The 21,252-nt window shown below is 42.6% G+C and carries 21 protein-coding genes; 3 read left to right on the top strand and 18 right to left on the bottom strand.

The features are described from left to right. Positions 1–28 precede the first annotated feature (28 nt). The gene (locus AAFP11_RS10935) at positions 29–760 is read right to left on the bottom strand and encodes a TIGR04283 family arsenosugar biosynthesis glycosyltransferase (RefSeq protein WP_341737088.1); all 732 of its coding nucleotides are present in this window, start codon (positions 758–760) and stop codon (positions 29–31) included. 199 nt (positions 761–959) lie between these two features. On the opposite strand from AAFP11_RS10935, the gene ubiG reads away from it, so the two are divergent. Beyond that, the gene (gene ubiG, locus AAFP11_RS10930) at positions 960–1,805 is read left to right on the top strand and encodes a bifunctional 2-polyprenyl-6-hydroxyphenol methylase/3-demethylubiquinol 3-O-methyltransferase UbiG (RefSeq protein WP_341737087.1); all 846 of its coding nucleotides are present in this window, start codon (positions 960–962) and stop codon (positions 1,803–1,805) included. 300 nt (positions 1,806–2,105) lie between these two features. Here the strand turns inward: ubiG and AAFP11_RS10925 are convergent, their stop codons facing one another. The 5 genes from AAFP11_RS10925 to AAFP11_RS10905 form a co-directional block, all read right to left on the bottom strand. Beyond that, positions 2,106–2,372, bottom strand: a complete 267-nt coding sequence (locus tag AAFP11_RS10925; RefSeq protein WP_341737086.1) for a FeoC-like transcriptional regulator — start codon at positions 2,370–2,372, stop codon at positions 2,106–2,108. Between the two features lie 203 nt (positions 2,373–2,575). Continuing rightward, entirely contained in the window at positions 2,576–4,915 is a 2,340-nt protein-coding gene (feoB, locus tag AAFP11_RS10920) for a Fe(2+) transporter permease subunit FeoB (RefSeq protein ID WP_341737085.1), read from the bottom strand. Then, positions 4,915–5,157 (bottom strand): FeoA family protein, encoded by a 243-nt coding sequence (locus tag AAFP11_RS10915; protein ID WP_341737084.1) that lies wholly within the window; start codon positions 5,155–5,157, stop codon positions 4,915–4,917. Before AAFP11_RS10915 ends, feoB begins: the two co-directional genes overlap by 1 nt. A 180-nt stretch (positions 5,158–5,337) precedes the next feature. Continuing rightward, positions 5,338–5,712, bottom strand: a complete 375-nt coding sequence (locus AAFP11_RS10910; protein ID WP_341737083.1) for a FeoA family protein — start codon at positions 5,710–5,712, stop codon at positions 5,338–5,340. Between the two features lie 294 nt (positions 5,713–6,006). Then, on the bottom strand, positions 6,007–6,132 hold the full coding sequence (locus AAFP11_RS10905) for a hypothetical protein (RefSeq protein WP_341737082.1): 126 nt from the start codon (positions 6,130–6,132) through the stop codon (positions 6,007–6,009). A 48-nt stretch (positions 6,133–6,180) separates the two neighbouring features. Between AAFP11_RS10905 and AAFP11_RS10900 the strand changes: the two genes are divergently transcribed. Continuing rightward, positions 6,181–7,071 (top strand): alpha/beta hydrolase, encoded by an 891-nt coding sequence (locus AAFP11_RS10900; protein WP_341737081.1) that lies wholly within the window; start codon positions 6,181–6,183, stop codon positions 7,069–7,071. Between the two features lie 84 nt (positions 7,072–7,155). On the opposite strand, the gene AAFP11_RS10895 is transcribed toward AAFP11_RS10900, so the two are convergent. The 4 genes from AAFP11_RS10895 to AAFP11_RS10880 all read right to left on the bottom strand — a co-directional run bounded on the left by AAFP11_RS10895 (position 7,156) and on the right by AAFP11_RS10880 (position 9,746). Then, positions 7,156–8,058 (bottom strand): glycine betaine ABC transporter substrate-binding protein, encoded by a 903-nt coding sequence (locus AAFP11_RS10895; RefSeq protein ID WP_341737080.1) that lies wholly within the window; start codon positions 8,056–8,058, stop codon positions 7,156–7,158. 154 nt (positions 8,059–8,212) lie between these two features. Then, positions 8,213–8,788, bottom strand: coding sequence for a Uma2 family endonuclease (locus AAFP11_RS10890; RefSeq protein ID WP_341737079.1), 576 nt, complete (start codon positions 8,786–8,788; stop codon positions 8,213–8,215). A gap of 155 nt (positions 8,789–8,943) precedes the next feature. Then, on the bottom strand, positions 8,944–9,441 hold the full coding sequence (locus tag AAFP11_RS10885; RefSeq protein ID WP_341737078.1) for a PIN domain-containing protein: 498 nt from the start codon (positions 9,439–9,441) through the stop codon (positions 8,944–8,946). Then, positions 9,438–9,746 (bottom strand): hypothetical protein, encoded by a 309-nt coding sequence (locus AAFP11_RS10880; protein WP_341737077.1) that lies wholly within the window; start codon positions 9,744–9,746, stop codon positions 9,438–9,440. Before AAFP11_RS10880 ends, AAFP11_RS10885 begins: the two co-directional genes overlap by 4 nt. A 270-nt stretch (positions 9,747–10,016) precedes the next feature. Here AAFP11_RS10880 and AAFP11_RS10875 point away from each other — a divergent pair, with 270 nt between their 5' ends. After that, on the top strand, positions 10,017–10,286 hold the full coding sequence (locus tag AAFP11_RS10875) for a hypothetical protein (protein WP_341737076.1): 270 nt from the start codon (positions 10,017–10,019) through the stop codon (positions 10,284–10,286). A gap of 5 nt (positions 10,287–10,291) precedes the next feature. Here AAFP11_RS10875 and AAFP11_RS10870 read toward each other — a convergent pair whose 3' ends face one another. The 8 genes from AAFP11_RS10870 to AAFP11_RS10835 form a co-directional block, all read right to left on the bottom strand. Then, on the bottom strand, positions 10,292–12,091 hold the full coding sequence (locus AAFP11_RS10870) for a mechanosensitive ion channel family protein (RefSeq protein ID WP_341737075.1): 1,800 nt from the start codon (positions 12,089–12,091) through the stop codon (positions 10,292–10,294). A gap of 165 nt (positions 12,092–12,256) precedes the next feature. Further along, complete coding sequence (locus tag AAFP11_RS10865; RefSeq protein ID WP_341737074.1) at positions 12,257–12,607, bottom strand: hypothetical protein; 351 nt, start codon at positions 12,605–12,607, stop codon at positions 12,257–12,259. 49 nt (positions 12,608–12,656) lie between these two features. Next, a complete protein-coding gene (locus AAFP11_RS10860) occupies positions 12,657–13,250 on the bottom strand; it encodes a DUF6272 family protein (RefSeq protein WP_341737073.1) in 594 nt (197 codons plus the stop codon). A 273-nt stretch (positions 13,251–13,523) separates the two neighbouring features. Beyond that, complete coding sequence (locus AAFP11_RS10855; RefSeq protein ID WP_341737072.1) at positions 13,524–14,834, bottom strand: SpoIIE family protein phosphatase; 1,311 nt, start codon at positions 14,832–14,834, stop codon at positions 13,524–13,526. Positions 14,835–14,886: 52 nt separating this feature from the next. Next, positions 14,887–15,924, bottom strand: a complete 1,038-nt coding sequence (locus AAFP11_RS10850; protein ID WP_341737071.1) for a chemotaxis response regulator protein-glutamate methylesterase — start codon at positions 15,922–15,924, stop codon at positions 14,887–14,889. Positions 15,925–15,970: 46 nt separating this feature from the next. Further along, the gene (locus AAFP11_RS10845) at positions 15,971–18,964 is read right to left on the bottom strand and encodes a hybrid sensor histidine kinase/response regulator (RefSeq protein WP_341737070.1); all 2,994 of its coding nucleotides are present in this window, start codon (positions 18,962–18,964) and stop codon (positions 15,971–15,973) included. Beyond that, positions 18,961–19,650 carry a chemotaxis protein CheW gene (locus AAFP11_RS10840; RefSeq protein ID WP_341737069.1) on the bottom strand — a complete coding sequence of 230 codons (690 nt, stop codon included), beginning with the start codon at positions 19,648–19,650 and terminating at the stop codon, positions 18,961–18,963. The genes AAFP11_RS10845 and AAFP11_RS10840 overlap by 4 nt, the downstream gene beginning before the upstream one ends. A gap of 39 nt (positions 19,651–19,689) precedes the next feature. After that, a complete protein-coding gene (locus tag AAFP11_RS10835) occupies positions 19,690–21,174 on the bottom strand; it encodes a methyl-accepting chemotaxis protein (protein ID WP_341737068.1) in 1,485 nt (494 codons plus the stop codon). Positions 21,175–21,252 lie beyond the last annotated feature (78 nt).

The raw sequence follows: 21,252 nt of genomic DNA, 5'->3' as shown, positions 1-21,252 counted from the left end.
TTGATGATCAGTAAGGGCAGTTTGTTGGTTAGCGAACCTCTTCATAAAATTGTTTTAAATACTTCCCAGAAACTCCGAAACCCCACAAAAAACCAATCGCAAGATAGATAAAAATTGCTTTAAATTCCCCCCAAGATGCAACTCGGCGATCGCTACTTTCGACAATCCTATTTACTAACTTCATCTTACCTCGTCTTACCAACTTCAAACACAAATCTGCTTCCTCCATAATTGGTAGTTCTGCATCAAAACCATCGCATTCTAAAAAGTCTGTACGACGGCAAAAAATAACTTGATCCCCAAAGATTAACCGCAATCCTTTGATAAATAAATGAGGGCGAAATAATAACGGGGCATAGTAAGTTTTCAGGTAATTATGTAGCGAAAAACCCCATCTTGTTTGTTGGGAACCCGACATCAGAGAGATAAATCCGCCAGCGACTATTTGACTGTCAAACAGGGTTTTCTGGATGACGGCTACGAAGTCATCTGGTACTAAAGTATCAGCGTGGAGAAAGCACAGAATGTCACCAGTGGCGGTTTGTGCACCTAGGTTCATTTGTACGGAACGTCCGGGTATAGTGCTATAAATAACCTGGGTTTGGCAGGAAAGGGCGATCGCCACTGTCTCGTCTTGACTACCACCATCTACCACCAACACCTCCCAAGCAGGAGGATTGAGAATGCTGAGTTGACGGAGAGTACGTTCGAGACAACCCGCTTCGTTGAGGGTGGGAATAATAATAGAAACACGATCCATCTGGTTAAAATTTATGCCAAAAGTATTATAGCAACCCTAAATAAGTCGTATAAATATGTAGGGGTAGTGCCCCCGTGCCTACCCCGACCAAAGGGGCAACCACGGGGGGTTTGCCCCTACAAGAATTACACAAATGATTTAGGACTGCTATAATCTTAAATTGTGGCGATGTAAATCATTATAAGTAGGAAAAAAAATCATGGTAAAAACAGAAGTCAAAAATGATTTAGAATTCTACGATGAGAATGCCGATAATTGGTGGGACGAAAAATCTAAAATCTACGCTCTTTACCATCTAAACAAACCCAGATTTGAATTTTTCGACAGACACGCGACAAATTGGCGAGGATTGAAAACCTTAGATGTTGGGTGCGGCGGCGGTTTTTCCTGTGAATTCATGGCTGAGAGAGGCGCGCTTGTTTCGGGAATAGACCAATCTGAAAAATGCGTTCAAGCAGCTAAAAATCATGCAGTGATCAGTGGTTTTGAAATTGATTATCGGCAAGGTTTGGCAGAAAATATGCCCTATGATGATAACACGTTTGATGTGGTAATTTGTGTTGATGTTCTAGAACACGTTGCCGATTATAAACAAGTTGTCTCCGAAGTTCACAGAATTCTGAAGCCTGGGGGATTGTTCTTTTTTGACACGATTAATCGAACTTTTTCGTCACAAGTTGTGATGATTGGGCTGATGGAAAATATCTTGCAGGAAATTAGGAAGGGCGTTCACGATTGGGACAAGTTTATTATGCCAGAGGAACTGTCTGTGGTGATGGGCGACACCGGTTTTGGCAATATCGAAATTAAAGGTTTTGATATGTTTGGCGAAATCGGCGCTCTTTTAGCTCAGATGAATGGTTTTTGGGGAAATTTGATGAGCGGAAAGCAGCTATTTCCAGATTCGGGTGTTATGAAACAAGCATCTCAAACATTAATGTCTAATTTCGGTAATTATGTTGATTACAAAAAGTCTGGGTTGTTTAAAATCCAAATTAATGAGGATACTTCGATTATGTATGTTGGGGTGGGGGCGAAGAATTAGTTAGTCATTAGTGGTTAGTTATTAGTTAACCGTGATTAATTGTAGGGACAAAGGCCAAGCCCATTGGTGTCAACCTAGGCCTGAAAGCCTGCCAATCCTCTTGCTCGCCCGCCAGTCCGCCAGGGAATGAATTCCCTGTCTAATAGCTAAAGTCCTCTAAAGAGGACTAATGAGTTGAAAATTCTCCTCTTCAGTCCTCTTTAGAGGACTTTAGCTTTGAGGCAGGGGTTTTAACCCTTGTCGGACTATGGGTTCTACGTTAAGTTGACACTTATGGGCACCGTGCAGTCTCCTAATTTCTTAATGGCAAGTTGCAGAAACAGGCTCTTTTTCTAACACCGACTGGCCAGGATTTACCCATACATAAATCTCGGTGGCATCGTCGGAACAACTGTGACAGCCGCCACATTTTTTGGCTGCTGCCATTTTACTAATGCGGCCTTTACGAATTAAGCGGTTTAGCATTCCGCGCAAAGCGTCGCTATCCATGCGGAAGTGGATTTTGAGATCCGCGATGGAGGCTCTTTTGTTGTCAGCAATAAATTTTTGCAGTTCGCTTAAAATCATGGTTTTTCTGGTTTGGTTGACAGTTAAACGCAGTTATGGGTTAGCGGTTATATCAATTCTGGTTGTATCGGAATGATTAAACCACAGAGAACACAGAGCACACAGAGAAAGAGAAGAGAGAAATAGTAATTCCGATGTCAACGGATTTGATATTATCGGTTATTTGTTAGGTGCTAATAGCCAAGCACCAAAACTAATAACAATTAACTACTAATTACTTCGCGTCGCTTTGGTAGCTTTTCTCCAGCCATTTTTAATCCCGCAAGAGTCACACCCATAGCTATTGTTAGTCCGACAATCCAAGCAATAGATGATTGTGGATGCTGTGAAAATGTGGCGAGTTGATAGTAGCCAACTGCTGTGAAATAAGCAATGCCAGTAGTCCAAGAACCCGCGAATATTGTCCAACCTAAATTTGTTTCCCGGTAAAGTGCAGCGGTGGCGGAGACGCAGGGAAAGTATAGCAAGACAAATAGCAAATAGGCAAAAGCGGCGGCATTGGAACCGAAGCGCTGGGACATTTGCCCGTAGGTGCTACCAGAGATACCTTGGGCTTGTTCTGCTTGTTTTTGGTCGGTAATATTGGCTGAACTTAAGCCTAGGGGATCGAAAAGTTGACCGGGGAGTTTTGCGAAATTATCTGGAATACTGACAAATGCTTTACCGATGTTTCCCCAGAAGCTAAATTCTGCTGCTTTCTGCGGTGTTCCGCTTGCTGATTTTTGTTCGTCTGCTAGTTGGGTGTAGAGGGAATCTAAGGTTCCAACCATTACTTCTTTGGCAAATACTCCTGTTAGTAAACCGACGGTGGCTGGCCAGTTTTCTTGGCTGATTCCCATGGGGGTAAATACAGGTGTAACTGTGCGGCCGACGGCGCTCAAAATTGAGTCTTTGCTGTTTTCTTTGCCGAAGGAACCATCGGTGCCGACGGAGTTCATGAATCCTAGTATAATCACCATGATCACGATCGCAATTCCGGCTTTTCTGATAAACGCTTTGAGTCTATCCCAAGTACGCAGTAGCACTCCTTTGAGTTTGGGAATGTGATAGGGCGGCAGTTCCATCACAAAGGGCGCTGCTTCTCCTTGCAAAAGGGTATTTTTTAAAATGAGTCCGGTGAAAACTGCTGCTAAAATTCCGATTAGGTAAAGTCCCAATACCATATTTTGACCGCCGACTTGGAAGAATGCGCCACAAAATAGGGCGTAAACTGCTAATCGGGCGCTACAAGACATGAATGGATTCATCATAATCGTCATGGTGCGATCGCGCTTATTTTCCAAAGTCCGCGTCGCCATAATTCCGGGAATGTTGCAGCCGAAACCTACCATCATCGGTACAAAGGATTTACCGGGAAGTCCCACAAATCGCATTAATCTGTCCATCACAAAAGCGGCCCGCGCCATGTAGCCGGAGTCTTCTAAAACTGACAAACACAAAAACATCATCCCAATTTGAGGGATAAATGTAGATGTGGTTTGAACGCCACCGCCAGCACCTTTTGCTAGGAGTCCAATCAACCATCCGGGCGTACTAATGCTGGCTAATAATTCACCGAAACCATCGACAAAAATTGTGCCAAAAAAGATATCAAAAAAATCGATAAACACGCCACCGACATTAATAGAAATCGTAAACATCAGGTACATTACCGCTAAGAATACGGGAATTCCTAGGAAACGGTTGAGAACAATTTGGTCTATTTTATCGGAAACGTTGGTTTTGACTTCTCTAGAAAATTCAGCGACACCTTGGGTTAAGTTGCGGATGAAGGTGTAGCGGCTGTCGGCGATGATAATATCGAGGTCGTCATCTAGGGTTTCATGGACTCGGCGACGGTGCGGAACTACGATTTTTTCGAGTTCTGTATGGGCGAGTTCCGGGGCGACTTCATCCACGTATTCTAACAGTTTCAGGGCTGTCCAGCGGGCATCTACGGTGCGATTGGGACTGTATTTTTCGATGTGTGGTATGAGTTGGGCGATCGCATCTTCGATCGCAGCCGGATAAGCGACATAGGCAGATGGTACGATCGGCTTAGCCAGGGCCCGATTAACCGCATCCCGCAATAAAGGAACACCCTGATTGGAAGCAGCACTCATCGGCACAACCGTACAGCCCAGACGTTCAGCAAGTTTGCTAACATTAATTCTGACATCCCGTTCCTTAGCAACATCCATCATATTCAGCGCCAAAATTGTCGGTACGCGCATCTCCAAAATTTGGGTAGTCAGATACAAATTGCGCTCTAAGTTAGAAGCATCAACAATATTAATAATTACATCGGCTTCACCAGATAACAAATAATCTCGCGCCACCAATTCATCGAGTCCGGTATCTCCATCTTCGGCATCCAGAGAATAAACTCCCGGCAAATCAACAATAGTAATAGCTAAACCATCATGAGTGTATTTTCCCTCTTTCCGTTCCACCGTTACTCCAGGCCAATTACCTACTCGCTGGTTAGCACCAGTCAAGGCATTAAATAAAGTAGTTTTACCACAGTTAGGATTGCCTACCAATCCAATAATTTGCTTACTCATTATTTCACTTCTTCTACAAATAGACTTTTAGCTTCATCTTTGCGTAAACTGAGTTTAAAACCCCGCACCAGAATTTCTACAGGGTCTCCTAAAGGTGCGTGCCTAGTGATCGTAAATTCAGTTCCCGGTGTCAGCCCCATTGCCAACAATTTGCCCTTATAACCGCGGGCTGTTTTCTCATAACCAACGACGCGACCGATAGCGCCTACAGCCAAATCCCCTAATTGTTTTCTCTCGTTCATCAGTTGTTGTAATAAAGTCTAAATTTGAACAAATTAAACTCCTGAATCTAGCAACCCTTTCAAAATGTGCGAACATCTCTCTTTACTCTTCCTCTGCGCCCTCTGCGCCCTCTGCGGTTAATAAAAAAAAATCTTGGTCACAAATCAAATAGGATTGCTGTAGATACAAATTTTTTAGATCTATGCAGAATTCCTACACATAATTTTCTGTGCCATACCAGCCCCCAAACCGATGCGGTTGTCACCAATTGCCACAATGACAGAACCGCCAGAATTGCTGACGATTTGAACTTCGATAGCGGGGACCAATCCCATGCCAATCAGGCGGCGCACCGTGCCTTCTGAACCCTTAAGTTTGACAATCCGCAGTTTCTCGCCGACGCTAGCCATTGCTAGGGGGAATGATTTACCTTCGGGTACCCCAGGCTGAGTTTCTTGGCGGCACTCTTCGCTTCCAGAGACTTCTGGTGTCTCGCCGTAAAAGGTGAAACCCTCGAAATGTCTGGGGTTTGACTCTTGGTATTGTTGGCTGTAGTCTTCTGTGTTTTGTTTCATGGCCTTGGTGATATCGGTTTTAGCAGCAAGTTGTTGGGCTTCATGGCACTAAGAACTTGACATATATTCTCAATATACTTGAAGCATCGCAATTTTACGCATTTTGAGATTTCCCTTGCAGTTAGAGATTTCGGACACTGGGATCGCCCAGAGACGGAAATTAGGCTGATTTTTGGGGCTTTGAGAGCTTATATCTGTCTTGGGTTAGATGCTGCTCTGCGGTAAAATCCTGTGTATGCGACAAGTCCTGCTGTTTATCATGTTATATGAAAAATAGTTTATTAGCAATTGTTCTCAAATAAATTCACTAAAAAAACCATCCTCAGCCGCTATTTTTAGTATGCTGGGAAAAATAATTCTCCATGGCGATCGAATTTTGATGGCCCGATCGCCGATCGCCCTACAATAGCGATCGAGCATATATACTTAACCCGCTCCCCCGTACAGATTAACAATCGATCGAGAATTATGCCAGCAAATTTCCTGCCAACATCCATCGCCCAGCTTACAGAATCCACATCCATAGCTTTAGCCCAAAACATTCAACAAACAGTCATTACAACCCCCCTCAGCCAGCAGCCAATTGCCACCACCTACGTACATGAAGGTACTGGAAATACACCGATTTTGCTAATTCACGGCTTCGACAGTTCGGTGTTTGAATACCGCCGTCTGTTGCCGCTGCTGGCAGAAAAAAATGAAACTTGGGCGGTGGATTTACTAGGTTTTGGCTTTACGGAAAGATTGGCTGGTTTGCCTTTTAGTGCAAAGGCGATCGGTACTCATCTCTACTATTTTTGGAAAACCCTAATTTCGCAGCCCGTCATCTTAATTGGTGCATCGATGGGAGGTGCAGCAGCAATTGATTTCACGCTCAATCATCCCCAACTTGTCAAACAATTAATCTTAATAGACAGTGCAGGTTTTGCCATCACTTCTAATAATGGCAAATTTTTAATTCCACCTTTAGGATATTTGGCAACTTCATTTTTACGCAACCCTAAAATTCGCCAAAATATTAGCCTTAATGCTTATTTTGATAAAACCTTCGCTTCTGTGGATGCCCAAACTTGCGCCGCGCTACACCTAGAGATGCCCAATTGGAATCAAGCTTTAATTGCTTTTACCAAAAGCGGTGGTTACTGTGGTTTTGGGGAAAAATTGTCGCAGATTCAGCAGCAAACCCTGATTTTGTGGGGGAAACAAGACCGAATTTTGGGGACTGCGGATGCAGAAAAGTTTGCCAAGGCGATCGCAAATTCTGAACTAATTTGGATACCCGATTGCGGACACGTTCCCCACTTAGAAAAACCGCAGATTAGCGCCCAACACATTTTAAAATTTATCACTAATACATAATATGGGGAGATTTTGAGTGGGTGAAGGCGGGTTTTTGATGTTTTTGGTAGTTTATGTTGTGGAACAGGCATCTTGCCTGTTCTCTTAATTAGAATTACCAAATTTTTGCTGTAAAAACTGCTGTGCAACTTCTCCAGCATCCTGTTGTTTTCCATCAACTAGATAGTTCATTTTCCGCATATCTGCTTCTGATATTTTCCCGCCCAATTCTGCGAGGACCGATCGCAATTCTGGGTATTTTGTCAAGATTTGCGATCGGACCACAGGCACTGCTTCATAGGAAGGAAAATAGTTCTTATCATCTTTGAGCACCACCAAACCGAAACTTTCAATCAAACCATCAGTAGTATTCCCAGCAATCACATCCACCTCTTTTTGTTGCAAAGCCTGCACCAACAAACCTAACAACAATTCCTTCGGTTCTTCCGCAAATTTAATCCCATAAGTTTTAGCCAATCCCGGAAATCCATCCTCTCTTTCTTTGAACTCTGGTCCAAAACCCGCCCGCAGTTTCGGTGAAACCTTTCCTAATTGCGAAATAGTTTGTAAATTGAATTTTTTCGCATCATCTCCCCGCACAATAATCGCAAAACTATTATTAAATCCCAGGGGTTCAATCCATTCTGCTTTAAACTGTTGCGGATACTCCTGTTTGATATAATTAAAGACTTGTTTGGAATCAGAAGTGGTCTTTTGTTTAAGAATATTGGTGTAAGCAGTACCCGTATATTCGACGTACAAATCAATTTTACCTGCGGCGAGGGATTGATGACAAAGGGAACCTCCCAGATTCAGTTCTCGTTCCACCTTAATATCAGTTTTCGCTTCGATACGGCGCGCTAAAATTTCGGCCAGAATGACTTGTTCCGAAAAATCTTTCGAGCAAATGACAACTTGTTTTTTGGAACTAGAGGTACATCCTGCTACAGCAAACAAGGAAAGCAGCAAGCAGGAGGAGAAAAAAAAATCGTTTTTAGATATTCTCATGAGTTTACTATGTTTTAAATTATACAAAGGTTAATAGCCCTAGCTGAAAATTCATCGGTGATAACCATACTCAGCCATCTAGACATCTTTTAATCTATGGTAGCAGAAAAGGGACTGCTCAATGATAGGGTGATGGACCAAGTGCGATCGCACATTACCAGATAGATTCAAGATTCAAAATAAATCCGGGGAGAACATCTTCACCGGATACAGTGGCTGGAGATTCCAGCATTTCAACTTCTTGATGGGGACGGTAAATTTCAACTTGTCGCGATTTGCGATTAATTAACCAACCTAAAACAGCACCATTGTCTCGATACTCTTTCATCTTATCCTGAGTTTCTTTCAAACTATCGCTGGGAGAAAGTAACTCGACGACAAAATCAGGACAAATCGGGGGAAATTTCTGTTGTTGTTCGGGAGTTAGTGCATTCCAGGTTTCTAATTTTACCCAAGAAGCATCAGGCGCTCTATTTGCACCATTTGGAAGTTTGAAACCAGTTGAGGAATCAAACACTTTTCCCAATTTATGTTGCTGATTCCAAATCCAAATCTGTGCAGTTAATCCTGCATTGCTGCTTCCAGTTTCTCCTCCTGCTGGTGACATGATAATTAGTTCTCCTTTGGCTGTGCGTTCCAATCTAATATTTTCATTCTCCTGACAGAGTTGGAAAAACTGATCGTCTGTCAGCTTAATAATGGGGTTGAGGTTGAGGGTGAGGGTAGTCATAGGGGTATTTTATCGCGACTAAACGACCTTTATTGGCGATTGTAGCAGATCGAGTAAGGCTTGAGGGCGATCGCTTTTCGTAATAGCTTTGTTTGTGCGGGCTTTGCGGGAGAAAAGGGTGATACCGATTCCATTTATTCTAAGGTAAATGAATATCACCATCCATAGGTTCTAATATTGTTAAAATTTATCGTATCAATTCCTATTTTTTGAAGATAAGATGCTAACTTCAGATCGTCTGTCAGCACCAGATAACCTTGGCTTCCTAAATATATAATTCCCACATCAGTCAACCCAAATTTAGTAAACTTATCAACTTGCACAGCCGTTAGACTTTCAATATAGACTTCGTTTAATCTTTTAATTCCTTGTGCAAATATTTTTAAGCATTCAGAACGTTCTGGCTCTCCTATTTGGTTAAGTAAGCTATTAACTTCAGTTAAAATATTTGGTGTAGTTATTATATTACCAAAATTAGATAATATGTTTACTAATAAATCATAATCCTCTGGTGCAAATTTTTCTGTGCGATTAAATTGAGAAATCCGGGAGCGATTAACACTCCCGACAAACCACAAAACCAAAATATTTGTATCTACAATGACCCCTTTTTTTCGATATTTATTAAAAATATTATGGATATACTCCTTCATACTTCTCTGATTTTCATTGATTCTATTTCACCTGTTTCTGCATTGACTTTAAAAATTTTATACTCCCGTTCATCTCTATATCTAATTCCCATCGGGAGTTCTTCTGTAAACGTCTTACCCTCAAAGCTTATAGTAATCAACCAAAATTGTTTATCATCTGATAGCTCAATTTCCTCTAATCTGATATCGTTGGTAGAAAGTCGAATCAAGTCTTGTATATATTGGCAATAAGTTTTTACTGCTGAGACAGCAGCACGCACATCAATTCTCTTGATTTGTGTGATTTGTTCGAGTTGTTGTTCCATAATTTTTATTAAGTTTCAAGTAATTCTTGGTTGGAGGTTGTTTTTTTAGGATGATAGTAGGCAAGATGCCTGGTATATATTATAACAAAATAAGTTCTAGTAAAGCTTAAGATAGCATAAACGAGAATACTCTCCAAAGTCCGATTAGTGGTAAAGGGGAGGGGCGATTCCCTACGGGAATCGCTTCGCACGCGCGTACTTTGGGAAAAAAGGGGCGAGGCAGTCATCAAGGGCTATAATGGTAAAAATAGAGAATAGTTGATATTAGCTATGCAGCGAATATTTGAGGCTATATTGAAGGGAAACTTTTTAGAATGGTCTAATGAGGTTCCAATACAGGGCGATCGCCCTGTCAGAGTTTACGTTACTTTACAAGAAGAGCTATCGACTTTAAGTGCGGAGTTTCGCCGTCAGAGAATAGTTGAAATATTGGAAAAAATCGCAGCAAGTAATGTCTTTCAGGGTTTCACCCCTGTGTACTCGATCGACCTGCAATCTGCTGTATATTCCAACTTTTATTATACGTCATTTAGATGCTGAATAGCTTACCCCTTAAGAGTTTTTGAGGACTTGACCCCCGGTTTATTTCTACCTACGGACAGGTAAAAGGCGAACCCTTGCTTAGCAGTAGTCGGGTCTAGTCCAGTCTGCACAAAACTGCTGACAGGACTCTGATTAATGCTAGCATCAACCGCATTCCCATTATCCTCTGACTCGGACTCTCCTATCGGTTTAATGCCATTCCAATTAAGGTAAGTATTCCGCAGATTGCTGAAAATTTCTTGATAAATTTGGCTTCTGACGCGATCGCCCCGCTTCCCATCTTCCAGTTTGATATCATCCACAAAAAAGCCGATCTGCAATTCAAGATACACCGAGGATTCCTCGTGATTCATTCCGATCATCCTGATTTGCGGTTCTTGCCATTTTTTTCGCGGTACTTTCAACTTTTCTCTGATCCATTTAATTATATCCATGACATAATCATCTAAGCGAGTTTCGTCAGCTTGAGGGTTCGAGATTTTTTGATACAAGCGTTGCGCTCTTCGCTTTAACAAATTAATCTTTTGTTCCCATTCTTCAGAAATAAAGTATTGATCGTCATCCAGCAAATTTGGATCTCTCAGCCAAATTCGATACCACTGCCTAATTAACTCAATCAGTCCCTCTTCATTATATTCTTCAAAATTAACTACAGCACGGCTATCTTCAGTTGCCTCGATCACTTGAAAACCAAAGAGTTCTAAGATTGCTAAATATTCCTGTTGGACGTTTTCTCTTTCATCTTGAGTTAACCCTCCTTTTTCTGCAAACTGCACCGTAACAACCAAAGATTCCAGGGCTTGTTCAATTTCCTCTAATTTTAAATTGACCTCCTGTTCAGCCAGTAGTCGCGATTTCCCAACTTCTTGTTGTTCGACTAGAGCGGCATCACTTCCTTCCGCGTTATAGTACCTATCAATTACCTCCAATTTAGCATCCATATCCCCTAGTGTATCTGGATGAGCTAACACAATTTCTTGCATCAGCTTCTTGGAATCCTCAAGATTACCTTCCGAGGGTATTTCTATTTCTATAGAGTTATAGTATAAGGAGGTAGGGCGACTTAGATTAGTAAGTTTTTGACCCTGCAATACACTGTTGGGAATATAAACATCGCAATGGTTGCTAAATATATATAGCTCAGTCACCCTAATCCCAATCCGGCGCAGCATTCCGATTGAACCATCTTCAAGGAGCAGAATATCACCAAATCGAAAAGGAGTATCAATAAGTAAAACAACTCCACTAAAAAAGTTAGACAAAATATCCTGAAGCGCAAAACCCAGAACAAAAGTAGCACCACCCAAAGCTACCCAAATTCCACTTAAATCAACCCCAAACGAACTGATAACCAGCACACCGCCACCCACGAAAATAATCACAGGAACAACGGCTGAGAGGATGGGAAGCAAGACATCATCCCACATCACCTCAGTTTTTTTAGTGTACTCTTTGAGGTAGTAGATAAAAACTTCGATAAATAATTGAACACACCAATAACTAATAGTGATAATTAAAATCGGTGTCAGGATGTGTTCGATGGCAGCAAAAATATCAGGAGAGACTAACTTCCCAAAAGTGATTTTTAGACCGAAAATAGCGAAGACAATGAGAGCGGGATAGGCAGAAACATTTAAGGTGACAATTGCAATGTCCCGTTCAAATCTCCGAAAAATGGGGCGCAAGATATAAAACAATATTAGATATAATAGCCCAGTTCCCAGAGCGGTGAGTAGCAAACAGATCGAGAGCTTACTAATTATATTTAGCGTGTCAAATTGATGAAAAATGTTTTCTAACATAGTAGTTTATCCCTTAAATAAATTAACTTAATTTTTGTCACAAAAACTCCCTAACATTTTTGGTCATTAGTTGCATTTACTCCTCTAGAACAGTCATCAACTAATTGGACATGAATAGAGGTGTAAATTTCATAAAATGTTACGTTCGCTCCTAAAGATTTTACTTTATTCAACTACAAGCTTTAAACCTGGAAGCAATCGCTCTAAGTTTTTCAAAGATTTAACTTGCCAGGGCATTCTTTTTGTGCCTAAAACCACCAATTGACTCTTCTTTTTCCGCATCCCAAGTACAAATTTCGACAGCATACTGATGCCAGAACTGTTGAGAAATTTTAATTCTTTCACATTTAATGTGAGAGTTGTGGGTGCTAATTTAGCTACATCATCGAGCAATTTAACAATGGGAGCATAATCCTTGGGGCCTCCTAGACTGATAGCACCTTTAAAATAAACTGTTGAGGATGCTGGATCGTATTGCACTTGATAATCCTCGCCGGTGACTTCTTGATTGGTCATAGCTTTTCTGTCTTTTTTTGCTTCTGATGTCTAAATTAATCAGTTAAAATTATACAACAACTTGAGCCATTGTAGTAACGGTGATAATTTGTGGATTACTGGGCTCGGACTCAAATTTCCAGCCGAGTTTGGCTGAATAATCATTGATCGCGGTCAGCAAACCTAAGCCAGAAGCTTCACCATCTTCGGATTCGGCTGCTTTTGTTATCTGCTCAACATATAAGTCATTAGGATCTGCCGATCGTAATTCCTCAATAAAGGCTTGAAATTTCTCCACACTTTCAGGACTAATACTGTTCGTGGTAAAAATTACAGCAGTGACTATCTCCAAGTTTTCCCTAAAATGTATGCCAAACTTAACTGGATCGTTCTCGCTTCCTTCATTAAATTTCATGGCATTCTCTAAGAGTTCGTTTCCGATATAACTCACCGCGTTTTTCATGGCTTCGATGCGTTCTTCTACCTCACTATCCTCCTCGTCAATTGGCATAATATTAAAAAAATAGTCGGCGATAAAACAAGCTGATAAGCGGTTATTCAGCCACCGCCGTTTAACTGGTCTAGAACTGGAAGTAAAGCTCAGTTCTAAAGAATCATGTGACCGGGAAAACTCTTCAATAAAATCTCCAACAAGCTGGATCATCTTTGTTACCTATTAATTGATAAAGGTTGGTAAGTAGAAGGAAGAAGGAAGAAGGAAGAAGGAAGAAGGAAGAAGGAAGAAGACATACACAGCAAGCTTGAGCGCGAGCCGTATTTGACGTTTACTTAGGTGATTTAGTTATCATCCCTTAGTTGTTAGTGACATTTTTTTGGTTTTTCGGGATATTTGTGCTGGATGCAGAATAAGTTACCATTTTGTGAGGCTTTAAGGTTAATTGCTAACTGCAAAATGTTCATGGCAAGCCTACGCACATCAGTTGCGAAAAAGGTTGAATATATTCTTTTTATTCACATTCTCTTTAACTTCCTTCACTAATTCTGGTTCCTCAAATGATTCCAGGTTATCAGATGCTTCTTCCTCAAATGATTCTAGGTTATCCGATGCTTCCTGCTTGATCACCAGTAAAGTAATGTCATCAAAAACTTTCTGCTTGCCAATAAATTGTTTAAGATCGTCAACGATCGCTTGTTTGATTTCTTCGGCCGAGCCAGCCCAATTATGACTAATAACTTCGCAGAATTTATCCAGCCCATACTGTTCTTTATCAAGGTTATAAGCTTCAGGAATTCCATCGGTATAGAGGACAATTCCATCCCCCTCCTTTAATTCAATGATTGTATGATTGATAAATTCAGTAATTTCTTCATCTAATCCAATAGGGAAGCCTAGATTCATCGTGTCAACGCGCTCAACCAACCCGCCCTTTCGCACTACAATAGTTTCCTCATGCTGACCGCTGATACTTATTCTACCTTTTGTATAGGTGAGAATGACTAACGTCAAATTCTTCTCAGAATTCATCCGTCGGACATTTTTATAAATAGTGCGGTTGAGTGCATCTAAAAATTTAACCGGATCGAGTTCTCTAATTTCTTTAAGAGTACGAACTGCTGTTTGCGTCATTACCATTAAAATCCCACTTTCGAGTCCGTGTCCGGTGACATCACCGATGCCAATTGTGACGATTCCGTCTACGTAGAGAACGTCATAGTAGTCGCCGCCTATTTCGTCTGCGGGTTCCATAAACCCTGCAATTTCTAAACCTTCGATGGCGTCTAGTTCGTCTGCTGTAGGAAGAATCATCTGTTGCATTTGACGCAACATATCTAGTTCTTTAGCCATGCGGAAGTTTTCCGATTGGAGGATTGCTTCTGCTTCGTTTCGCTTGAGAAGGTTTACATAGGCTTTAGAGTGGTAGCGGATACGAGCTATTAGTTCTGCCTTGTCTGGGAGTTTAACTATATAATCGTTTGCCCCTAAAGCAAAAGCTTTTGCTTTAATCAGCGGTTCTTCTTTACTAGAGAGAACGATCAGCGGAACATATCTTGTGGGAGCGTTATTGGCTCGCAAAAAGCGTACTAAGACCAGTCCGTCCATCTCTGGCATCACTAGGTCTTGTAAGATGACTGTTGGTTGACATGACCTCGCGACTTTGATCGCCTCGGTAGGGTTGCTACAGTAATGAAAGGTGATATCTTTTTCTGGAAGCAACATTCGACGAACGGCTTCGCCGATCATTGGCTGATCGTCGATGAGTAAGACTGTAATCGGATCTTCTGTCACTGAGTTCACTTCCTTTTGAAAGACTAACTTGAAGATAAAATGTAAGCAGTAGTTAACGGCTCCTTGCTAATCGGTCAATGAGAGTAGAAGCGATCGCATCCAGTGGTAAAATCTCCGTCGCTGCACCAAGCTCTACTGCTGCCTTGGGCATCCCATAAACCACACAACTTGCCTGATTTTGGGCGATCGTATGCCATCCCTTTTCGCGTAACAAACCTAGCCCTTCCGCTCCATCTCGACCCATACCTGTTAGTAACACAGCAGTTCCTTGACGGTGCCAGTAATGAGCGACACTTTTGAAAAACACATCAACCGAAGGACGATAGGGATAATCAATCGGGTTTTTTGTATAACTTAAGCTAAAATTTGGTTGCAATGACAGGTGATCGTTTGTCCCGGCAACTAATACCTTTCCTACTTCCAAACGACTACCTTCGGATGCTAGCTCTACGCTGAGGGGTGTTTGTTCGTTTAGCCATTCTACCAAACTGGGAGTAAATTGTGCATCTACGTGTTGGACGATCGCCACTGCTGCACCAAAGCTTGCTGGTAAACGAGAAAGAATCTTTGCTAGAGCATTGGGGCCGCCAGTAGAAGAGCCGATCGCAACTAGGGGAGGAACGCGGGCTGCGAGGGGTGAGAATATAGATTGAGGGCTTTGGGTAGTGGTTCTATATTTAGAAGTTGCACCTGATTTACCAATTAGTTTACCAATTGTCACGATTTTCGCAAGCAAAGCTGTGGCAGCTTCTGGGTTGCCGCTAGCACCCAAAACTGGCGTGCTAACAGCATCTAATGCTCCATATCCCATTGCTTCAAACACTTGAGACCCATTTTTTTCAACGCTAGCCGTTACTACCACAATAGCGCAGGGAGAATTCTTCATGATGTGGCGAGTTGCCTCTACCCCATCCATGATTGGCATGATCAAATCCATCAGAATCAGATCTGGGGTATCTTGGGCACATTTGCTAACTGCTTCAGCACCATCATGTGCTACCCAAGCCACTTGATAGTCTTTGACAGTCATCAAGACTCGCCGTAGCGTCTCTACTGCCATCACCATGTCGTTTACAATTGCGATTCTCATAGGATTGGTAATTGGTAATTGGTAATTAGTAATTGGTAACGAATGACTAATTACCAATCAAGTCGTACACGGCGTTTACTAATGTATCGTCCTGAAAACTTGCTTTGGTTAAGTAATAATTAGCTCCAGCTTCTAAGCCACGAATGCGGTCTTCTTCACGGTCTTTGTAGGAGACAATAATCACCGGAATCGAACTCAGTTTGGGATTATTTTTAATCTTACTGGTAAACTCAATTCCGTTCATGCGGGGCATATCAACATCACTAACTACCAAATCGTAGTGATTTGTGGAAACTGCGTGCCAACCTTCCATGCCATCTACCGCAACATCAACATTGTAACCTTTATTTTGTAGCAACTTCCGTTCCATTTCTCGCACGGTAATAGAATCATCCACCACCAGAATACTCTTGCGGTCGTCTACAGAACTTTTATGAGAACTGCTAATAACACGGTTCAAGTGGCTGTTATTAAGCAGATTATCGACAGAACGCATCAAGTCAGAAGCATCGACAATCAGGATAGGAGAACCGTCTCCCATCAAAGCAGCAGCACTAATATCCTGAACTTTACCCAATCGGGGATCTAAGGGTCTTACCACCAAATCGTGTTCGCCCAAAAAGCGATCGACCACCAGTCCGTAATAGTCTGATTGTTCGCTGATGACGACGACAGACAAGGTGTCGGAATGGGGCGGAGGTTGCTTCAATTCTAATACTTGATAGGCAGCTACTAAGCCGATATTCTTATTGTTCATAGTGAAATATTGGCGATTTTCCACTGAGGCAATCTCTTTTTTGTCCACATTGACAATTTGCTCGATCCGCGCCAGAGGAAAGGCATAGGGTTCGCCAGATATTTCTACTAACAGGGTGCGAACAACGGATAGCGTCAAGGGTAATTGGAAGTGGAAAGTCGTACCTTTTCCCAGATTAGAACTAGCTCGCACGGTGCCGCCAACTTCGTGCGCCATGCTTTTAGCAATATCTAAACCCACGCCGCGGCCGGAAATTTCGGTGACTTGTTGGGCTGTTGAAAATCCTGGTAAAAATAGAAATTCCATCAGTTCGGCTTCGTTAAGCTGAGCTACTATTTCCGGGGTTGCCAGGTTCTTATTAATAATTTTTCCGCGCAGCCAGTCAAAGTTAATTCCTCTACCATCGTCAGTGATGGTAATCGATAGCATTCCTCCTCGGTGGACTGCTTCTAGCCGCACGGTTCCTTCTGCTGGTTTGCCGGCGACGAGGCGCTCTTCGGGAAGCTCCAAGCCGTGATCGATGGAGTTACGCAAAATGTGGGTGAGGGGGGCTTCCAGTTTTTTGATAATATCCCGATCGACAGGCGTGCCTTTGCCGAAAATTTGAAATTTTACTTGCTTATTCAGCTTCCTGGCTAAATCGCGCATCATCCGAGGAAACCCCTGCACCCCATCGGCGAAGGGACGCATATTAGAGGCAATTACTTCCTGGTAGAGGCGATCGCTCAGACTGCCGGTGCGACGGGCATATAATTCTAGTTCGATCAGGCGATCGCTCAAAATCTGCCGACATTCCCGCTCCTTTGCGCGGGCTCCTTCTAAATAGTTTGCGGCTTCTTGATTGTGCTTGACTGCGAGAGTTTGCTGAAAATTATCTAAAATTTTAGATAATTCTAGTTGGCGTTTTTTGAGGATCGTCAGGGAATCGGCAAAGGGCTGAAGCCAATTTGCTTCGATCAAAGATTCGCCAGCCAAACCCATGATCCGGTTTAAGTTGTCGGCGCTTACCCGGACAACGCGATCGCTAGAGGCCCCTCCCTGTTCTGCTCCCGGTTTGACTTGCTCTACATCGCTAGATGTTTGCTTAACAATTGATTGAGTTTCACCTAAGTTATTCTGACCATTTGGTTGTGTTTGGATAGTACCGGGAGCGCTGAGCACGATTTCCGGTTTTTGCACAGGAGTAGATTGTGCCTGAGTTTCCTGATTAGATGGCAAGATTTCGGCTCTTTTCACTGGTGCAGATCCCGGTGTCAGCAGAGCAGAAATTTCCTCTCTAGTAGTTTCAACATCGTCCCGATTTTCCTTAACCCAACTTTGCCCTTGCTGACTGATGTTTAGCAGCAGATCGACTCCATGCAGCAACACGTCAACTCCATCGGCTTCTAGGGTAATTTTTTGGTTCTGTGCTGCTACAAAACAATCTTCCATAACGTGAGCCAAATTAACCGCAGCATCGAGGGCCACGATGCGGGCGGCTCCTTTAACGGAATGGGCGGCTCGCATTAACGACTCTAAGACTTTGGGAGACCCTGGTTGGCTTTCCAGGGCTAAGAGTCCCTCACTTAAAATAGCTGCTTGGGCGTCTACTTCCAGCTTGAATAACTCCAACATTGAGGTGTCGCCGATGGTTGACATCTCATCTGATTCTGGATAATCTTGACGGTTTGCGATCGTGGTTGGCGACACCTCGGTGGTCACTGCTGCACGAGCAAGCGAGTTCAAATCTCTAGCTGATTGGTTTGGCCCAACCGATATTTTGGGGCTATTTAAATCATCTTCTAATCTTACTTCTACAGTGGGAGTTTCTGGCTTTCCCTGCCAACTTTTCAACTCTACTCTTGGCTGAGAAACTAATACAGATTCTGGTGTCAGTAAGGTAGCAACACTGTTGGTAACGGTTTCGATGTTATCTTGATTTTCTGAAAGCCAACTGTCTAAATCGTCTTCCTTGACTCTGCTGATATTTAGGAGTAAATTTACACCTTGCAGCAGCACGTCAATCTCACCCGCACCCAGAGTAAAGCTTTGCTTTTGAGCACGATCGAGGCAGATCTCTATGCTCTGAGCCAGATTAATAGCATCATCGATTTCTACGAGCCGAGCCGTTCCTTGAATTGCATTAGCGACACGCATTAATGACTCTAGAATTTGGCGAGACTGGGGTTCGCTTTCCAGGGAGAGAAGCCCCTGATTTAGTATTGCTGCTTGGGCTTCCACTTCCTGCCGGAATACATCTAGCATCGTGATGTCGTTCATCGCATCCTCCCTCTGATCTGTCATAATATTCTTTTGTTTAAGGTGTAAAATAATAAATCAGAATCTATGTAATTAACCTTATGCCCCTGCCAGCGAACCACCCCTTTTGTATAAGTTTCTGAGGCTTTTGAAATCACTACAGGTGTATTTTCTAATTCCCTGAGCGGGAAGCGATGAAGACCGCAAACTTCGTCCACGATAAAAACCCAGCGATTGTCTCCACTTGCCATAACTATCATCCGTTTAGCAGCAACAGAACTGGCACGATCTGAAGAGTTAGCGTGATCTTCTAAGTCAAGGAGATGGCCCAGAGAAACGCACATTAGAATTTCTCCTCTAATGTTGACCAAACCCATAAACAGTTCGTTGTTGCGGTGGGGTAGGGTATGAATTACACAGGGTTCTGTCACTTCTTGAAGCAACCGTACTGGTAAAGCTAACCATTCGCCGCCTAGCAGAAATATCATGACTGATATGGTTTCTCCAGAAACGACGATCGCCCCGTTAGTTTGTGCTAGAGAATGATCGGACGGAGTTTTTGCTAGTATCTCAGTCCACTCTTTTACATACTCTGGCGGAGCTTCCCTTTCTAATAAACTGCGTCCGGCGGCAGAATAAACGGGGCAGTTCCGACAATGAATTACTGTTTTTAGTTGTTCGCAGGAGCGATCGCCCTCAACTCCTATTTGGTTCCAGCAATCATTGCTCATAAGTCCCATTCCAAAGTAGTTTACTATGAACCATCAACTCTAACCCACTTTATAACCAGAGATTCTCTCGCGTAAGCCTTGTGCCGTTTCGTTCAATTCCCTGATCGCACTGTTGATCTCGCGTAGAGATTGAGTCGTTTGCGAAGAAGCTTCACTCAATTGCACCATGCCTTGACTGATTTGCTGTGCCCCCTCTGACTGTCCTTCCATGCTGCTACTCACTTGTTGAAAACGGGGGGTTAGGGTTTGCACCTGCCCAATAATCGAATCTAATTTACCGCCGATAGTACGAACATCCTCTACACCTCGTTCTACATCTTTGGTAAATTTATCCATTTCCATCACCCCTGTGGAAACTGCGCCTTGCATCTCTTTTACCATCGTTTCAATGTCTAAGGTAGCGACTGCTGTTTGGTCGGCGAGGCGGCGAATTTCACGGGCAACCACAGCAAATCCCGTTCCGTACTCTCCGGCTTTTTCTGCTTCAATTGCGGCGTTAAGTGAGAGCAAATTGGTTTGATCCGCTACTTTTGTGATCGTGGTGACAATGCTATTAATGCTGTTAGCTTTATCGCTAATAGTTCCCAGCTTTGATGAAATGGTATTAGTGGCCTCCGCTAACATACGCATAGTTTTTTCCATGTGGATCAGGTCTTGTTGGCTCTCACCCGTCCCCTGAGCCGTCGCTTGCGATGTGTACTCAACTTCATCCATTGTCTTCACCAGTTGTCCAGAGGTGGCAGCAATCTCCTTTACTGTGGCAGCCATCTCATTAGTAGAGGCCGCCTGTTCAGTCATCGTTGCCTCTAGTTGCTTGCCTGATGCGGCAATTTGGGTGGCAGAGCTGGTGATTTTAATGCCAGATTGCTGAATTTGAAGAATTAAAGAACTCAAGTTATTTGTTAGGTCGAATATCAGATATGCTAGCACCAGGGCTATAGCTATAATGGCTAGAGATGATAATTCTATTAAGTTAAAATTCTTGTCTACATTCTCACTTATTGTGTTCAACTTGTCTATTTCAATCTTGGCAAATTCTTGGTTTAGTGCGTCGAATTGTCCCAAGTTGCTTTTCGATTCTTTCAGGTATGTAGTTACTGCTTCTTGTTGCTTACCTTGATCTTTCAATTGGAAAGTTCTCTTCGACAGCTCTTCAAATTGACTTTCTAATTGAAGCATATTTCTAAATTTCTCTTGTTGTTGTGGATTTGGATTATCTTTAATTAGTATTTCGGCGCGCTTGGTAGATTCCTGAAACAGATTTTTTTGTTTCTCAAAAGATTCTAAAGCACCCTCAGCATTGCCCACAAGTAGATAGCCCCGAACTTGCCGAGCCATCATCGAAGCTCTTAAAATCATTTCATTGGTTTCTATAATCGTATTCCGCGATCTTCTTGTTTCCACGTAAAGTTCCCTTGTATGATGAGTGCTTATAAATACTAGGCCGCTTAAAACTACAAATAATAGAGCGGGTAATGAATAAGTAAGAAGCAGGCGTTGCTTGAAATTCATTTGGTTCAACATTCTAGTATTTCTCCTTGGTAATTTTCAGCATTTAACATGATCATCATACATTGAAATTAGTTACTTGCCACTTTAAAA

Source organism: Microcoleus sp. CAWBG640 (assembly GCF_020883015.1).
GTDB classification, from domain to species: domain Bacteria; phylum Cyanobacteriota; class Cyanobacteriia; order Cyanobacteriales; family Microcoleaceae; genus Microcoleus; species Microcoleus anatoxicus.
The sequence above is the reverse complement of the archived record's forward strand: the minus strand, read 5'-3'. Positions and strand labels throughout refer to the sequence as shown.

Bases quoted from the DNA above. Each gene is read 5' to 3' on its own strand.
- AAFP11_RS10880 (WP_341737077.1), bottom strand. From the start codon at position 9,746: ATGGAACAACAACTCGAACAAATCACACAAATCAAGAGAATTGATGTG.
- AAFP11_RS10870 (WP_341737075.1), bottom strand. From the start codon at position 12,091: ATGTTAGAAAACATTTTTCATCAATTTGACACGCTAAATATAATTAGT.
- AAFP11_RS10885 (WP_341737078.1), bottom strand. From the start codon at position 9,441: ATGAAGGAGTATATCCATAATATTTTTAATAAATATCGAAAAAAAGGG.
- AAFP11_RS10845 (WP_341737070.1), bottom strand. From the start codon at position 18,964: ATGACAGATCAGAGGGAGGATGCGATGAACGACATCACGATGCTAGAT.
- AAFP11_RS10875 (WP_341737076.1), top strand. From the start codon at position 10,017: ATGCAGCGAATATTTGAGGCTATATTGAAGGGAAACTTTTTAGAATGG.
- ubiG (WP_341737087.1), top strand. From the start codon at position 960: ATGGTAAAAACAGAAGTCAAAAATGATTTAGAATTCTACGATGAGAAT.
- AAFP11_RS10865 (WP_341737074.1), bottom strand. From the start codon at position 12,607: ATGACCAATCAAGAAGTCACCGGCGAGGATTATCAAGTGCAATACGAT.
- AAFP11_RS10915 (WP_341737084.1), bottom strand. From the start codon at position 5,157: ATGAACGAGAGAAAACAATTAGGGGATTTGGCTGTAGGCGCTATCGGT.
- AAFP11_RS10935 (WP_341737088.1), bottom strand. From the start codon at position 760: ATGGATCGTGTTTCTATTATTATTCCCACCCTCAACGAAGCGGGTTGT.
- AAFP11_RS10890 (WP_341737079.1), bottom strand. From the start codon at position 8,788: ATGACTACCCTCACCCTCAACCTCAACCCCATTATTAAGCTGACAGAC.
- AAFP11_RS10910 (WP_341737083.1), bottom strand. From the start codon at position 5,712: ATGAAACAAAACACAGAAGACTACAGCCAACAATACCAAGAGTCAAAC.
- AAFP11_RS10905 (WP_341737082.1), bottom strand. From the start codon at position 6,132: ATGCTCGATCGCTATTGTAGGGCGATCGGCGATCGGGCCATCAAAATT.
- AAFP11_RS10835 (WP_341737068.1), bottom strand. From the start codon at position 21,174: ATGTTGAACCAAATGAATTTCAAGCAACGCCTGCTTCTTACTTATTCA.
- AAFP11_RS10895 (WP_341737080.1), bottom strand. From the start codon at position 8,058: ATGAGAATATCTAAAAACGATTTTTTTTTCTCCTCCTGCTTGCTGCTT.
- AAFP11_RS10925 (WP_341737086.1), bottom strand. From the start codon at position 2,372: ATGATTTTAAGCGAACTGCAAAAATTTATTGCTGACAACAAAAGAGCC.
- AAFP11_RS10900 (WP_341737081.1), top strand. From the start codon at position 6,181: ATGCCAGCAAATTTCCTGCCAACATCCATCGCCCAGCTTACAGAATCC.
- feoB (WP_341737085.1), bottom strand. From the start codon at position 4,915: ATGAGTAAGCAAATTATTGGATTGGTAGGCAATCCTAACTGTGGTAAA.
- AAFP11_RS10860 (WP_341737073.1), bottom strand. From the start codon at position 13,250: ATGATCCAGCTTGTTGGAGATTTTATTGAAGAGTTTTCCCGGTCACAT.
- AAFP11_RS10840 (WP_341737069.1), bottom strand. From the start codon at position 19,650: ATGAGCAATGATTGCTGGAACCAAATAGGAGTTGAGGGCGATCGCTCC.
- AAFP11_RS10850 (WP_341737071.1), bottom strand. From the start codon at position 15,924: ATGAGAATCGCAATTGTAAACGACATGGTGATGGCAGTAGAGACGCTA.